The following is a 15,519-nucleotide window of genomic DNA, read 5'->3' on the forward strand; positions in this document are numbered from 1 at the left end:
TGCCGGTGGGCTGCAAGCCATGAGCGGCGCGCCTGTTGCCGTGGGCTGTGCCGGGCGGGAGGGCGTTAACCGAAAATCTCCGTCATAAATAAGTCGCAATGGCGGTACGGCAAGCAATTTTTTTAAAAAAAAGGCCGAAATCACCATCACGATGCGGAGCGCGCGGCGTGGGGGCTGCATGCGTTGTATGCTCAGCCCTGCCTCCGGGCTGCGCGCTGGGTTAGCGCAGCACCAGGGCTATGCCGTCAGACCGTGGCGTAACAACCTCGCCCACCACGCAGGCCAGATCGCCGCCAGCCAGCAGCATTTCGCGCGCCTGCAGCACCAGCTCTGGCTGCACGGCGAGCAACAGCCCGCCGGAGGTCTGCGCGTCAAAGGCAAGGCTTGTGAGCGCTTCGTCCACGCCGTCTTCCACAAGCGAGGAACAGGCCCAGTATTTTCTGTTCAGGTGGCTGCCTGCGGGTATAAGCCCATCGCGCGCATATTCAAGGGCGCGCGGCATGAGGGGCAGTGCCTCGGCATTCAGTACCACGGTAACGCCCGAGGCCAGGGCCATTTCAAGCGCGTGCCCGCCAAGGCCAAAGCCTGTTATGTCTGTGGCGGCGGCGATTTTGAGGTCGCGCACAACGCCCCCGGCAACGCTGTTGAGGCGGGAGCACCAGCGCGTGACCTCGGCCTCGCTTTCTTCGGCTCCATCCCATCGGGCCTTGACCGCAGTGGCCAGTACCCCAGTCCCCAGCGGTTTGGTCAGCAGCAGGGTCTGGCCCGGTTTCAGGCCATCGTTGCGGGCCATGTGGCTGGGATCAATGATGCCCGTGACCGCCAGGCCGTATTTGAGTTCCTCGTCCTGCACCGTGTGACCGCCAGCCAGCACAGCCCCTGCTTCGTTCATGGCGTCAAGGCCGCCGCGCAGGATGTTTTCCAGTATATGCTGCGGGTCGTCCTCTGCCAGGGCCTGCGGAAAAAAGGCCACATTCATGGCGCTCCACGGCTGGCCGCCCATGGCGTAGACATCCGAAAGCGCGTTGGCGGCGGCAATGCGTCCAAAGGCAAAGGCATCGTTGACAATGGGCGCAAGTATATCCACGGTCTGCACCAGGGCGCAGCCGGGGGGAACGGTCAGCACAACGGCGTCTTCGTTCCGGGCGCGACCAGCCAGAACCCTGGCCTCAAGGTCAGGGCGCGTATCAGACGGCAGGCCGCGTAAAAGTCGCTCCAGGGCCCCTGGAGCCAGCTTGGCGGCTCAACCGGCCGCGCGGGCTTTTTCCAGCAGTTTCATGCTGCGCTCCCTGGTATTTTTGTGTTCATCAGCCAAGTATGCCTTCTTAAAGGTAAAAGGTCAAAATATGACATATTGACGATCGAACCATTATAATGTGCAATACCGAACTGGTGTACTGGGTTTTGCCGTCAGCGCAGGGTGCTGAAAAAAATTGAGGAGACGACCATGATTGCGTGCCGTAAATGCGATCCGCTTCTTTTTTTGCAGATGTTGGTGCTGGCCTTGGGGGTGCTGTTTCCTTGGCACGCGCAGGCGGCCATGCACGATGGTTTTGTGCATGTAAGCGACCGATGCCAGAATATTATTCAGGAAATACGCTATTTTTCCTCCTACAACTTTGTGGGAGAGCGCATTAATGGATATCTTGCACCACAGGCAATCTTGACCGAACCAGCGGCGAATGCCCTGTGCAAGGCCGCAGCGGCGGCGGAAGAGAAGGGCTATACCCTGAAAATTTATGACGCCTACCGCCCGCAATCAGCAGTGGATCATTTTGTACGCTGGGGCATGAACGCCGCCGACACGCGCATGAAGGCGATTTTTTACCCGCAGGTGGACAAGGCGCGGGTGTTTGATCTGGGCTATGTTGCCACGCGCTCCGGGCATTCGCGCGGCAGCACGGTAGACCTCACCCTCGTTGACAGGATGAGCGGCAAAGAGGTGGACATGGGCACCCCCTTTGATTTTTTTGGCGCGGCCTCGCACCATGGGGCCAAGGGCCTGAGCCCGCAGCAGGAGGCCAATCGGGCTGTGCTCCTGGGCCTTATGGAGAATGCCGGGTTCAAGCGCTATGAAGAAGAGTGGTGGCACTACACGCTTAAAAACGAGCCTTACACGGATACCTATTTCAATTTTGCGGTGGAATAAAATGAGCTTCAGCGCATAACCACGGCATATTTCTTCTTTTCATGCAGAATCTTGCGGCGTAGCATGCTGGGCAATGTTCCACGAAAGGATATGCCGTGAAAGTTGTCGTTTGCGCCAAGAAGGATCTTGCAGGATGTGTCGCCCTTAACAGACTGCTGGCAGCCATTGCCCCCAAGCACGATGTTTTTGTGGTTCTTTCAGATTACGTGCTGGACGCGGAGTGCAGCAATGCCTACGCGGCAAGCCTTGTGGCCCACGAGCGGAGCATGGTGCTTGAGCATATTCTGCCCTGGCTGGAAGCCCGCTTTCCTGAGGGCAATGCGGCGCGGTGCCAGACCTATGCGGGCCTGCAAAAACGTTACGGCATTGATATGGAGATGTGGGGACCCATGCGGTCGCCAGCCTCCCGGCAAGCCATGCGCGACCTTGCGCCAGATGTCGTTATCTCTTGCCGGTACGACTACGTTATTCCCACGGAAGTCATAGATATGCCCCGGCTTGGCACCTATGGCATGCATCCCGGCGCGCTGCCTGATCTGCAAGGCCTGTGCAGCCCTTTTCGGGCTATGGAACATGGCAATGAGCGCTCTGGCTGTACGCTTTTCCACCTTGACGCAGGTCTGGATACCGGCCCCATAGTGGAGATCGGCTGGTGGCCCATCAACTATGACCGCTCCCTGCTGTGGAACTTTGTGCATACCTATTTTGCGGGTATAGATGCCCTGTTGCGGCACCTGCCGGAACTGGAGGCAGGGCGCGAGCTGACAACCCATGTGCAGAGCAGCGAAGGCCGAAAATACTTCAGCTATCCCACCGAAGACGAATTCCGCAGGTTTATCCAGAAGGGCGGGCATATAGTTCTGCCCGAAGATTATTACGAAGTCCTGTCGTGGTTTCTGCCCGGCGGCCTGAGTGATCCCGCCATGCCCGAACTGCGGGCGCTGGTCAGCTCGCTGGAGTCCTGAGCCGCCACATCAGGTGGAACAGCAAGGAAAGCGCGCAGACGATGCCGCCCATGAGCAACAGCGCGCTGGCAGGTGCCATGACGGTTACGGCAATGCCAAATACCACTGGCCCCGCCACCTGTCCCATGCGCTCCAGGCCACGGTAAATCGAGGCTGTCTTTTCGCGGCCCAGAGTTTGCGCCGAGGCAAGAGTGAGAATACAGATCATTGATGCCGGGGCAGCCAGACACTGGGCCAGCCCAAGGGAGATGACCGCAGCGGCGGCTCCAGCCATAGTAGTAGCCGTTGCCGCAATGAGCAGCGTAATGCCGGAGAGCAGACCTGTGAGCGTCAGAAACAGGGATTTGTCTTTTCTGTGATCTATCCATTTGCCAAGCAATGGCCCCGCCGTAATAAAACACAGGCCGTACAGCATGAATATACGGCCGATATCCGATTGATCCACATGGGCGTTTGCAAGCCGCAACGGCAGCAGATAGTGCAAAAATCCGGTCAGGCACATGGCGGCTGGTATGCCCACCAGCCAGAGTATCATGTGCATGCGCGGGTCTTGCAGCAATTGCATGCAGCCTGAAAACATATGCCCCTGGGCAGCGGTCTGCGCACCAGAGCCCTGACAGGCCGCGTTGCCGGAACTGTTTGTTGCGGCCTCTGCGGGGTCTTTGCCAAGCATCACGGTGAACAGCGCCAGCAATATGGTGCAGGAGCCGGTCGCCAGAACGGCCTGAAACGAAACATGATCCGCCAGCATGGCCCCCGCTGCAGAGCCGCAGATGCTGCCGGAAAAAATGCCAGCAAACACACTTGTGAGCCCCGCCCCGGCATTGGCCTTGCCCAGTGTGCCGATCTGCCCGGCCATGAGCACAAGGCCAAAGCCGAAGCCTGTGGCAACGCGCCCCAGAATAAGCAGGTGCAGGCTGTTGGCCATGCAGCCCATCATCAGGCCCACAGCCGCAGCCAGAGTGCCGGCGGCAAAGACCTTTCGCCAGCCGTAGCGCAACGAAAAACCGCCGGAAAACAGCAGGGCAAAGCCCGCGCTGACCATTTCTGCCGAGATGGGCAGGCCAATGGCCACATCGCGGCTCAGGCCCATGAACGGCTCGTACAACTGGCGGGCCAGCAGGGGAATGAACGATATGCCCATGTCGTAGCCCAAAAAGAACACAAAGCCCGCTGCCCGCAAAGCCTGCACGGCGAGGGAATGATGGCTGCCCATAAGGGCGTTCGCCGCAGCATCCGGCGGGAGGTTGCGTTGTGCGATTAGGCCCAGCAGCTTTGAAAGCTCCAGCAGCAGCAAAAAGCTGATGAGTAGCGAGGCTCCAAGGTCAAGGGCCAACGCCGATATGCGGGCTGTGATGGCCTGGGGCTGCACGGCCAGTTGCAGACGCAGCACTTCCTGCTTTTGGCGGAAGCGGCTGGGCCAGTAGGTGCTCAGTGATTTTTCAACCGTGAGCGTCGGGTCGGGCACGTTCCCGGCAGAGGCCACAGCCGTGCCTTCAGGCGTCAGCAGCTGCGCGCCCGCAAGCTCGCTGTTGGCTGCAATCAACTGTTCAAGGGCCTGATCCTTGCCGCGCAGGCTGGCAATATCCACGCCTTTGTGGATGAGGTATTCAAAATCGCGCCCTGTGCCTTCGGCGAGGATGTCGGCCTTGGTGCGTATGGCCTGCTTGACGAAGGTATCGAACAGCACCAGCGTACCGCAGGCGTAGAGCAACTGCGATGTGCCGATGATGACGAGCAGCATTCTGGTCATGCCCGAAAGGCTTGTGCCAACCGCGCGTTGCCCGGTCAGCAGGCCAAGACGCCCTGCCAGAATCAGCCCCGCCACAAGGCAGGCCGCTGCCAGCAGCAAGGATGACAGCCGCAGAAAATTTTCCGTAGCTGCATTGATGGGCTTGCCGTCAATGTCCACCAGCAGGTGTCCCACGGGCGTTTTGTTGCTCAGGGGTATGCTCAGTCGGTAGCCATCAGCGGTTTTGATTGCGCCTTGCGGGCCGTCTTTGCCCTCGCTGGTCTGTGAGGTCGTACCGGATGGCAATATGCCTTCCGCTGCTGAGCCCTGAGCTGGCTGGGCATAGAGTGTGGCCCCCCCCGCATCAATAATGGCCACACGTTTGATGCCCGCCGCGCTCTGACCCAGTTCCGCCAGCATTTCGTCCATTCCGGCGAACGAAGGCAGCGGCTTGCCAAAGCGCATGCCGCGTTCAATATCGCGGGCCAGACGTTCAGCACCGCTGCGATAGCCGGAAAGCACCATGTCGGTTGCCAGCGTATTCAGCGTGGAAACCGAGAGCAGCACGTTGAAGCCCAGAGTAACCAGCAGAACTCCAAGCCCAAGCAGCAGGGCATTGATGCGCAGTTTGCGCGTGGCGCGGATAAGCACAGAAAATCCTTAGGGTGTACCGGAGTGCGGCTGGCTGATGGTTTCGTGCAGTTCGTCCGCCGTTACCAGCACGTCAAAGGGAAAATCAAAGCCGATGGCCTTGGCGGTGGCAAGGTTCAGGGCAATGGAAGGTTCGGATTGGTCAAGCATGGGCAATGTGCGCGGCTGCGTGCCGCCCAGTATGGCGTGGGCCTGCCCGGCCAGCGCTATGCCGCTGGGGCCGAAATTCCATGTGGAAAAGCCCATGAGCGCTCCGGCTTTGACATATTCCGAACCATCACGCGCAAAGGTGGGAATCTTCCACTGATTCAGTTTTTGCAGCAGCTGGGCCATGCCTTCGCCGCCGATATCAAAGCAGTTCAGCGGACCGATAAAAAAGGCGTCCATGCCCTGTTTGCGCAGTTCGTCCAGCCCCTTGCGGCATTCCTCCGTACTTTCGGCAGAGGAGAGGCCATCGTAGAGTACAAGGGAAAATCCCAGCTCCGAGGCAATGGCCTGGGCATCGCCAAGTGCCGCATAGACGCGGCCTTCCTGACTGTTCTGGAACATGATGCCCATTTTGTGAAAGCGCACCACATCGTAAAAAACGCGGTACATGGAGGACCAGCGGTCAACTTCCACCCGGCAGGTAAAGTTGTCCACGCCGGAATCCTGCGCGCTTTTGACAACTCCGGCAGCCACAGGGTCAGCCATGCCCATGCCCAGGATGGGCAAACGGCCATCGTTTACCGCCAGTAAGGCCTTGACCGCCGCCGTGCCCATGCCCACCACAAGGTCAAGATCCTTGCGCTGCAGAAGCTGTTTTGCCATTTCAGGCAGGCGGCGCATCTGCGCTGGTTCCCAGCCGGGGCTAAAGTGCGCATCGGCAGGATATTCGCATCGTATGTCGTCATACTTGCCCATACCTTCGCGAAAGGCGCTCCAGGTGTTGTCGAACAACCAGAACTGCCCGGCCTCGAGATAGCCGATGCGTTTTACAGCCGGATTGGCGCAGGCGGGCTGGCAGAAGACGAAAAACAGGCCGCCCAGAATGAACATGGCAATAATCAGCTTGGTCAGGTGCTGCCAAAGCGCAGCTGCACAAGGGCTGTGCCCCTGCTTGTGCTGCGGGCGCAGCACAAGGCATGGGGCATTGGCTGTAATTGGAAAGAGCATGCCTACTGCGCCGCGTGAAAGAGTGTGTTCATCAGAACCGTATCCGTTGCAGCCTAGCAGTCATTGGGCTTTTTGGGGCTTGAGGCAATGACAAGCAGCAGCCCCACCAAGGGGGTCAGCAGAACACTGGCAAAAAAGTTGCCCCAGAATCCAAGCCGGGAATTGATGCCCAAAAGCCCGACCAGCAGGCTCATGCCCAGTATGAGAGCTAACAGTAGCACAGCGGGCCTCCCTTATTGTCTGACAGCGCCGCCACGGTGCGGTTGCAGCAGTGTTTTATTCAACCTCTGAATATAATCCGATACGCTTTCGCCGGGGGCGATCCAGCCAACCCCGGCGGGCGCCTGGGCTTCGGCAGACGCGGCAGAATCCTGCCTTGCGGAGTCGTTACGCGGCCCGTACTTCGGCGCATACTGCGCCCCGGATTGGGACTCGTGCTGGATTTGAGGGCGCAGGCCAGAGTGCGAATTGGGCCGGAACGGGGGCGTTTTGCCGGGTTCGGGCCGCATCTGCCCTGGCTGAACTTGACCCGGCCGCAGGGCATCGGGCCGCTTCTGGTCTGGGCTTTCCGCATCTGTTCCGGGCATATCCGGCTTGGCAGGCGTCTGCTGAGCGCCCTGCACGGAAGCCTTGGGGGCCGCCCCCTGATTGGCCGCTTTGCCAGAGTTTGGCGCATCGGGTGCGCCTGCGCCAGTGGGCGAATCGGCATTGAGAATAACAGGCAGGCCATCCTTGCCGCCGATCACAACCACCTTGGCGTTGGACGATGTGGCAAGCTCCTTGGTGGCCTGAATGCCTTCGTAGCGCAAGAAGTTCTGCGTCATGTTCTCATTGACAAGCGTCTGGTAGGCCTTGATGCCTTCGCCTTCAATGGTTTTGCGGCGGGCTTCCTGCTGTGCCTCAAGCAGAATGTACTTGTAGCGCAGGTAATCCTGCTCCGCTATGAGCTTGCGTTCAATGGCCTCGCGCAGCACTTCGGGCAGGGTGATACTTTTGACCACAAAGCCCTGAATAAGAATGGGGATGCGCCCCATTTCTTCCACTGCGTCCACAAGCATCTGGTCTTGCAGTTCCTGCCGCGCTGTGGAGTAGAGGTCGTCTGGGCGGTAGCTGCCGATGGTTTGCCGCACAGCGGAATTCATGATGGGGATGACGACCTTGTCGCGGTAGAGCGGCCCGATCTCCTGATGCAGGTTGGGCAGACGGTCGCGGATGATCTGAAAACGCAGCGAAATCTGCACGTTGATGGTCAGGCCGTCTACGGTCAGCACGTCGATGTTCTGGGTTTCTTCCTGTACGCGCACATCATAGATATACATGATGTTCCACGGCTGAATAAAATGTATGCCTTCCTCGTAGGTGTGCTGCAACTGTGTGCCGCCGCGAAAGCGCGCGTACAGAACGCCCAGCTCGCCGGGCTTGATGGAAATGACGATGCTCGGCCAGAGAAACAGGAGCAGCAGCGTTGCGATAACGCCAGCGACTATGATCCGCAGGCGATTGCGGCGCAACACTTCCCGTATATTTGCACAGACGCTTTTCATTGGTCCAACCGGTAGGTTTGCTGTGTATATTGCGCGGAGCCGCGCCAGAACATATCAAGCGTATAGTCTATGCACTGCCTTTCAAACAGAATGCAGCGTTCTTTGTCGTCTTCCGTCTGACCCATACAGATATTGTAAAGAATGGGGCACATATCAACATTGAGCACAAATTCGCCAAGATTGGGGCGCGAATGGATTCCCTTGCGGGCGAGGCGCACGAGGCTCTTGACATATTTGTTATTGCAAATCTGAATGCGCTGCCCGTAATCGTGGTTTTCTTCGTAACATTTCAGTCTGTTCTGAATGGCTTGCGTGTTTTCCACCGCATTCACTTCAGAGGGCATGGTGTCGCGCACATTGTTGTACAGTTCCCGCACAAATTGGATGTTGGAATTGCCCGTAAGGTCTTTGGCCTCGGTCACGTGCTCTGTATACAGGCACAGCAGAGCCGTCAGGGTGAGGGCAAGCCGCAGAAAATGGCTGGTCATGCCTGCGTCCCTTCGCCAAAGGGCTCTTCCACAAAGCCGCCTTCGCGCATGGTCAGCACTCTGTCGGCCACATGGAAGTAGCGGTCATCATGCGATATGGCCAGAATTGTACCGCCCTGGCGGATGATATCGGGCAGCAGTTCTTCATAAAAGTAGCGGCGGAAAACAGGGTCGAAATCTGCGGCCACTTCGTCAAACAGGTAGATATGGCGCTTTTCAAGCAGCGCGCAGGCCAGGGCAAGACGTTTGCGCTGCCCGGCAGAAAGATCAAGCGTGGAGAACGTGCCGTCTTCGAGCAGGCTCACCTTGGTTTCCATGTGCAGGGTGCGCAGCACATCCGTGAGCTGGGTCGGGGTGATGTTCAGGCCGAGGGGCCGGGAAAAAAGGTGATAGTCTGTAGGCACAATGGTGAAGAGGTTACGGTAGGATTCCATGTCAACGTCGGAAAGCATGACGTTGTTCAGGAGCATTTCTCCGCTCTCGGGCGCGTACAGCCCGGCCAGCACCTTCATGAAGGTGGACTTGCCCGACCCGTTGCCGCCGCGAATAAACACCAGTTCGCCCTTGCGCAGTTCAAAGCTGTCCACCGCAATGCCGAAAAGCCGTATGCCGTTGCGGTCATGGTAGTCAAAACGCACATCGCGCAGGGCGATGGAGTCAAAAGACGGCACCGTGGGGTCGGCCTGCTGCCAGCGCGCCTTGACTCCCGCGTTTTCAAATGGTTCCGTCACGGCGTCTATCTGCGATTCCACCGCTGCAAGTTCCTGCAGGCTCATTTCTACCTTTGCCATCATGGGCACCGAGGTAATCAGGCTGATGAGCGGGCTCAGGCTGAACATGCACAATACAAGCAAGGAGGAAGTTTCCGACGTTTCGAGGCTCAAAATCTTGGGCATGATAAAAAGTATCAGCCCCAAAATCAGCAGATTGAACATGGCGAAAAATGATATGCCAAGGGCGTGCCTGTGTTCGGTCGCGTCCCGGGCTTCTGATGCCACAGAAAGGTCGGGGATGATCTGCTCGCCAAACAGTGCTGTGGTCCTTGGCTTGTGCATCTTGAGTTGCAGCAGCCCGGCGTAAAGGTCGCGCAGGCCCGCGCAGAAGCGCTGGTCGGCTTGCATGGCTGGCCCCATGTGCGCATGCACCTTGTTGATAAGGTGCAGAAAAATCCAGAACCCCATGGCAAGAAAAAGAAAAACACCCAGCGTACCGGGTATGGAGACAGTTGCCATTTTGACAAAAGAGAGCACGACCATCACCGTATTGGCCGAGGCAGCCACCAGCATACGGGCCGCTTCAACCACCATTTCGCGTCCGTCAAGCAGGGCGGACTGGATACGGTTTTTGTCCAGTTTTTCATATTCCAGTAGGGAAACGCCGCGCAGCTTGGCGGCAATGCGCATGCGCCATTCCATGATGCCGCGCAGGGCAATCTGCGCCGAGCGCCCTGTGATGTAGCGGAAAAGAAAATAAAAGGAGGCGAGACTCACCAGAAAAGCAAGAAATGTGCTGAATTCCAGCCCGTCTTCAGAAAGCTGCTGCAAGCCCTGAAGCACAGAAAAAACGGCAAGCCCCTGCATGATGCCTGAGCCGAGGCAGGCGGCGGCAATTTTTTTGCCTTCCTCGCCGGCCTGTTCCCACAGAAGTTTCAGAAAAAGCGATTCTTTCAGTTGCAGCATGTGGTTCTGTGGCCCCGGTGTTCAGGTGCGCCGCGCATTACAGCATGTCCGGCGGTCTTGCATGCGCCCCTTTGCAGTGCAGGGGCTCTGACAAATCAATAGGTAACGCTGCCGCAACGGCAGCCACGCCTTTGCCAAGGCCAGGAGCGTACGCTCTGTCAGCCCGCTTCGGCATGCGCACGGCTGGGTACGGCAGGCGTAACAGCCAACACTTCCGTAAGGGCCAGTTGCCCGGCCCATACGGAAGGTTCCGTTTCCCGAAACCGTCAGAGATCGCCGAAACTAGGCCGCGTTGGTGTCCGCTTCTTTGGCAGGGGCTTCAGCGGCGGTTTCGTTCTTGGCTTCCTTTTTCATCTTGTTCTTGATCTTGCCGACAAAGGTTTTGCCTTCTTCAACCTTTTCCTTGAAGTAGGTCTTGGCTTCTTCGGTATTGAAATCAATCAGGTTGCCGCCCTTTCTGAAGTGGCGGTCAAAAACCCAGCCAAGGGCATAGGTGCTGGCGCCGCCCATGATGCTGATGGTGGCCGCGCCAGCGGTGAAGCCAATGACCGGAATGCTTTTCAGCAGCGAGGCGGCCAAGGGCACGCTTGCCGTGGTCAGCAGGCCGCCGCACAGCGAAGAAATGATGGATTTGACGCGTTCCTTTTTGAATTCAACGCCGTGGGCCTGGGCCAGCGCGTGAATAAGCTCAATCTGGAGGGCGGAAAGGCCCAGAAAATCTACAAGGGGGACCGGCACAAAACCAATGCCGATAGCGCCGTACACGCGCTTGCGGATGATGGCGTCCACCACTTCTTCCGAAGGGCAGGCGCGTTCGCACGTTTCCGTTTCAGCAGCGGTTTCGGCCTGGCAGGCCATCTGATCTTCAACGCCGTCGACCTTGTTTTCCAACGTATCTTTTGTCATGTGCAACCTCGTTGTGACCGGTTTCAGGGTTACGGGAATTTTATTGAGCAACGGCCGTTTTATCAACGCCCGCCAGTGTGACGTCAAAGAGTTCGTCTGCCGAAATGAGCAGAATCAGCGGTAGATCCATGCCCATCTTCTGGGCCGTCACCAGATTCAGCGCAATCTTGGGCGTGTAGGCCGCAGTCTCAAGCTGGGCATTAGGCGGCAGCAGGCCAAGCTGGGCGGCAATATGGTCAGCATAAAATTTGCCAAGGGGAACATAGTCAAGGGTCGAAAGCCCCATCAGCGCGCCCCTGCGCACGTGTACGCTGCCGTCGCGCGCAAAGGTCTTGATGTGGTGGGCGTTGAGCGTGTCAAAGATGGCCTGCGGGTTGGCCTGCGTCCAGTCAAAGCAGTTGAGGGCCGAAATGTAAAAGGCATCCACGCCAGCTGCCAACAGCCTGTCCACGCCTTTGGTGCACGATTCCATGCTCTCCGCCTTGTCCAGAAAGGGGTACTCCACAAGAGTAAAGCCGCGCTCGCGCGCAACCTCGCGCGCTTCCCGCACGTTGGAGTATGAAAGTCCCTCGGGGCTGTCGTGATACATGATGCCAAGGCGAAGAAAGGGCAGCGCCTCATGAAACAGGGCAAAGACCTTGAACCATTTGTCCTTGGTGTAGCGGATGGTCAGGTTGGCGGCGCCCTTGCCGGTGGCGCGATCCACAATGCCAGCGCCTGCCGGGTCTGCCACGTCAACGCTCATGATGGGCGTTTTGCCGTTGTTTTCGGCAAGCAGGGCCTTGGTGGCCTCTGTTCCCATACTGATGATGACATCGATATTCGGATTTTGCATCAGTTTGCGGGCCTCTGCGCGGTAAACGCTCTCAGAGGCATCCCAGCCGGGGCTGATGTACAGCTCGTCCGGCAGGGTAATCCGGTCGGCAACCCCGCGTTGCCGCAGGGCTTTGATGATTTCTTTTTGCAGCAGGGTAAACTCCCAGTACGGTCCGGCTTCAAAATAGGCCGCAACCTTGAGGCGCGAGGCTTTGGGCTGGGAGGGCGCCGGGGCTGACGCTGTCATCTGTTCCACAGGCTCGCGCTGGGGGGCCGCCTGCACGTTTGCGCACAGGAATATTGCGCAGCAAAACGCTGCGGCAAGTGTGGCGAAGAACGATCCGAGGCGGCTGCTCATGGAACAAAATACCCTATGATGCGTTCTTGGTGACACAGTGGATCCGCCGCTCGGCGGTCCTGCCCAAAAACTGGAGTGGATTTTTTCCAAAATCCGTGTGGAGCAGACAAACTTTGTTATGGCAATCTGTGCTATTGGCGGTGTTGGGCCACACGGATTTTCATCCGGGCGCAACGCCATACGCGCAGGTTTCAACATATCAGAGGAAAAGCGGTATCGTCCACATGAATTTGGGGCGTGCATCGGCATTTCTGCATGTTTTTTGGCGGGTTGCAGGGATCAACGGGCAAGGCAGACCACAACGTCAAGGCAGGGGCTATGAGCCGCCACGCTGCACTGGTAATCCTCTGTTGTTCTGATGTCGAGGCTTGTCCATTGCCCGCCATCCTCAAGCATTGTAGCTGTGCCTTGGGCGGCGTTTGCAGTGAAGGATGCTATCCAGCCGCTGTCTTGCGGCCCGGTGTTTACGCTAAAGCTTTGCAGGGGAATGCTCAGGCCCATGCCCACAGCCTTGATTATGGCCTCCTTGCGCGTCCAGCAGCGGTAAAAAGCCGTTTGCAGCTCCGCCTGGGGCAGGGACAGCAGGTCTTTTTGCTCCTGCGGGTGCAGCTGGCTGGTCAGCTCCGCCGCATCGGGCAGGGGGCGCATGCTTTCCACATCAATGCCCACGCTCGCGCATCGGCAAAGGGCCACCCATACCATGCTGCCCGAATGGCTGATGGAAAAATCAGCGGATACTCCGGGGCAAAAGGGCTTGCCATAAGGGGAGCGGGCAAACTCTGCGACGCAATCCTGCCCAAAGGCGGCGCGCAGCAGACGCCGCGCCAGCGCCCTGCCTGCCAGATGCCGCGCCGCATCTTCTATATGCAGATAGCGTCCGGCCTCTTGTTGCTCCTGTGGGGAGGTGTGTAGCGCGCACTGGCAGGGCCATTCAGCGATGTTTTCAAGCTCCAGGCCAACACACAGGATGGACTTTTCCGGGGCGGACGGTGCGCGCCAGTTGCAAAAATGTTGCGCCAGCACCGCCTAACCCGCCGTATGAAGGGCGCGCGCCATGTGGTCTGCCAATTCCTGCCAGTGATCCTGAACGTAAAAATGGCCGCCGCTGAAGGTGCGCACCGTACATTGCGCATCTGTCAGGGTTTGCCAGTGCAGGGCGTCAGCCTCGGTAACGAGATCATGGCTGCCAATGGTGGTGTGGATGGGCAAGGGTAACGGGCTGTAGGGGGCGGGCTGCCATCCTTCTATGGCCATAAAGTCAGCGCGGAGCACAGGTTCAAGGTAGTTTCTGAAATCCTGCGACTGCGCAATCTCGGGCGGAATGCCGCCCATGCGGGCCACGTAGTCCCACAGCGCGCCTTTGGGGAGCTGATCAACAGGGGATGAAATCCCGGTGCGCATCCGGCCTGGCGTGGTGGCGGACGAAATGAACAGGGCTGTGGGCAAGGGCAGCGCCGCATCGCAGGCAAAATGCGCGCAAAGAAAGGCCAGCATCCCGCCCATGCTGTGACCGAACAGGGCATAGGGGCCAGTGTGGGCGGCAGAGCGTATCTGTTCCAGCAGGTCGCGCCCCATGCTTTCCATGCTGGTAAGCAGCCGTTCCCGGCAGCGGCGGCCTTTGCCTGGCAGTTCCAGAGGTCTTACGGTGATCCATGCCGGAAAAAATTCGTTGAACCTCGCATAAAAGGCGGTATTGCCTCCGGCGTGGGGAATACAGAAAAGTGTTGTAGCCGTGTGTTGCATGTGTTGCGCCTACAGTTCAACCCATCCGGCATCGTCATCAAGCTTTTGGATGATGATGCGCGAGGCCTGTTCTTCGTGCCCGATGCGGGCATGCATCTGCTTGAGAACAATATTGCCCTCGCTCATGCCGCAGATTTCCAGCTTGCCGATGTCGTGGCCGATTATGTACTTGAAGCGCTTGCCATAGCCGCTGAGTTGCGCCTTTGCCTTGTCCACAATGGCGATGCCCTGCTTGAGCGGCAGTTGAAAATGGTGCCGCACTCGTGAGACCGGCATGCACTGATACAGATAATACGGGTTCACACCAATGGAAAGCAGACGGTTCATCAGTTTGACAATGTCTTCCGTACTGTCGTTGACGCCGCGCAGCAGCACCGCCTGATTGTTGATGGTGGCCCCGCACAGGCGCAGCCTCTTGATGGCCTCGGCCGAGGTGAGCGTGATCTCGCGCGCATGATTGTAGTGCGTGGCAATGTACAGAGCCTTGCGCTCAGCAAAGGTGCGCAGGGCGTCCATGAGGGTGTCGTCAAAGATACGTAGCGGATATGTGACCGGAATGCGCGTACCGATGCGTACAAAATCCACATGGTCGATCCCGGTCAGCCCCTCCAGCATTTTTTGCAGCACCGGGGTTGCCAGCGTCAGGGGGTCGCCGCCGGAAAGAATGACGTTGTTGATCTTGGGATGGTCGGCAATGTATTGCAGCGCCCCGGCAAAGTTGCGCAGGGTCTGCTGGCTGGAGTGTCCTACAATGCGGCGGCGAAAGCAGTGGCGGCAGTGCATGGCGCAGCATTCTGTCGTGACCAGCAGTGCAGTGCAGTCGTATTTATGCAGTACGCCATTGCCCTTGTCATGCTTGTCGTCGCCGTAGGGGTCGGCAGTTGTCGCGCCCATGGATCCGGCAACCACCAGTTCTTCCGCATCAGGGAAGCACATACGGCGGATGGGATCGCTGGGATCGTTTTTATCTATAAGGCTCAGATAATAGCGGGGAATGTTGACCGGGTGCACCTTGGCGACTTCACGAAGCATCGCTTCCTCCTGTGGACTGAAGGTGGCGTATTGCTTCAACTGGTCGATGGTGACGACATTGTTGGCAAGTTCCTTTTTCCAGTCAAGGCATTTCCAGCAAGGTTCAGCTTCCATTATCCCGGCCTCTGTTTGCGGATGGATTTTCTGTTGTTCAGATGTTTTTGGCGTGCCTGAACACCCAGGATACTGTGTTGTTGTTGAAGAAGTGCATTCAATATCGGAGTTTCGCCCTGCTCAGTAATTTATGACAAAAACTGTCCAAAGTATATGTAAAACTTGCTAATATGCAGGCTGTGAGCTA

The 15,519-nt window shown here is 58.1% G+C and carries 14 protein-coding genes; 2 read left to right on the forward strand and 12 right to left on the reverse strand.

What is annotated here, in order from left to right:
* Positions 1 to 220 precede the first annotated feature (220 nt).
* Entirely contained in the window at positions 221 to 1,279 is a 1,059-nt protein-coding gene (gene selD, locus ACUZ79_RS07130) for a selenide, water dikinase SelD (protein ID WP_449251150.1), read from the reverse strand.
* Positions 1,280 to 1,447: 168 nt separating this feature from the next.
* Between selD and ACUZ79_RS07135 the strand changes: the two genes are divergently transcribed.
* Both ACUZ79_RS07135 and ACUZ79_RS07140 read left to right on the forward strand, forming a co-directional pair.
* Positions 1,448 to 2,149, forward strand: coding sequence for a M15 family metallopeptidase (locus ACUZ79_RS07135; protein ID WP_449251151.1), 702 nt, complete (start codon positions 1,448 to 1,450; stop codon positions 2,147 to 2,149).
* 95 nt (positions 2,150 to 2,244) lie between these two features.
* On the forward strand, positions 2,245 to 3,114 hold the full coding sequence (locus tag ACUZ79_RS07140; protein WP_449251152.1) for a formyltransferase family protein: 870 nt from the start codon (positions 2,245 to 2,247) through the stop codon (positions 3,112 to 3,114).
* Here the strand turns inward: ACUZ79_RS07140 and ACUZ79_RS07145 are convergent.
* The 11 genes from ACUZ79_RS07145 to ACUZ79_RS07195 all read right to left on the reverse strand — a co-directional run bounded on the left by ACUZ79_RS07145 (position 3,095) and on the right by ACUZ79_RS07195 (position 15,332).
* Entirely contained in the window at positions 3,095 to 5,497 is a 2,403-nt protein-coding gene (locus ACUZ79_RS07145) for an MFS transporter (RefSeq protein WP_449251153.1), read from the reverse strand. The two genes, ACUZ79_RS07140 and ACUZ79_RS07145, sit on opposite strands and share 20 nt — an antisense overlap.
* A 9-nt stretch (positions 5,498 to 5,506) precedes the next feature.
* A complete protein-coding gene (locus tag ACUZ79_RS07150) occupies positions 5,507 to 6,652 on the reverse strand; it encodes an ABC transporter substrate binding protein (protein ID WP_449251154.1) in 1,146 nt (381 codons plus the stop codon).
* A gap of 53 nt (positions 6,653 to 6,705) precedes the next feature.
* Positions 6,706 to 6,873, reverse strand: a complete 168-nt coding sequence (locus ACUZ79_RS07155) for a hypothetical protein (RefSeq protein WP_240824185.1) — start codon at positions 6,871 to 6,873, stop codon at positions 6,706 to 6,708.
* Positions 6,874 to 6,885: 12 nt separating this feature from the next.
* Complete coding sequence (locus ACUZ79_RS07160) at positions 6,886 to 8,196, reverse strand: SPFH domain-containing protein (protein ID WP_449251155.1); 1,311 nt, start codon at positions 8,194 to 8,196, stop codon at positions 6,886 to 6,888.
* Positions 8,193 to 8,684, reverse strand: a complete 492-nt coding sequence (locus ACUZ79_RS07165; RefSeq protein WP_240824187.1) for a hypothetical protein — start codon at positions 8,682 to 8,684, stop codon at positions 8,193 to 8,195. Before ACUZ79_RS07165 ends, ACUZ79_RS07160 begins: the two co-directional genes overlap by 4 nt.
* A complete protein-coding gene (locus ACUZ79_RS07170) occupies positions 8,681 to 10,363 on the reverse strand; it encodes an ATP-binding cassette domain-containing protein (RefSeq protein ID WP_449251156.1) in 1,683 nt (560 codons plus the stop codon). Before ACUZ79_RS07170 ends, ACUZ79_RS07165 begins: the two co-directional genes overlap by 4 nt.
* A 282-nt stretch (positions 10,364 to 10,645) precedes the next feature.
* Positions 10,646 to 11,269, reverse strand: a complete 624-nt coding sequence (locus ACUZ79_RS07175) for a YcjF family protein (RefSeq protein ID WP_240824189.1) — start codon at positions 11,267 to 11,269, stop codon at positions 10,646 to 10,648.
* 40 nt (positions 11,270 to 11,309) lie between these two features.
* On the reverse strand, positions 11,310 to 12,443 hold the full coding sequence (locus tag ACUZ79_RS07180) for an ABC transporter substrate-binding protein (protein ID WP_240824190.1): 1,134 nt from the start codon (positions 12,441 to 12,443) through the stop codon (positions 11,310 to 11,312).
* A 279-nt stretch (positions 12,444 to 12,722) separates the two neighbouring features.
* Positions 12,723 to 13,466 (reverse strand): 4'-phosphopantetheinyl transferase family protein, encoded by a 744-nt coding sequence (locus tag ACUZ79_RS07185; RefSeq protein WP_449251157.1) that lies wholly within the window; start codon positions 13,464 to 13,466, stop codon positions 12,723 to 12,725.
* Positions 13,467 to 13,469: 3 nt separating this feature from the next.
* Positions 13,470 to 14,186, reverse strand: a complete 717-nt coding sequence (locus ACUZ79_RS07190) for a thioesterase II family protein (RefSeq protein WP_240824192.1) — start codon at positions 14,184 to 14,186, stop codon at positions 13,470 to 13,472.
* Between the two features lie 9 nt (positions 14,187 to 14,195).
* A complete protein-coding gene (locus ACUZ79_RS07195) occupies positions 14,196 to 15,332 on the reverse strand; it encodes a KamA family radical SAM protein (protein WP_449251158.1) in 1,137 nt (378 codons plus the stop codon).
* Between the last annotated feature and the right edge of the window lie 187 nt (positions 15,333 to 15,519).

This window comes from Desulfovibrio faecalis, assembly GCF_053570625.1.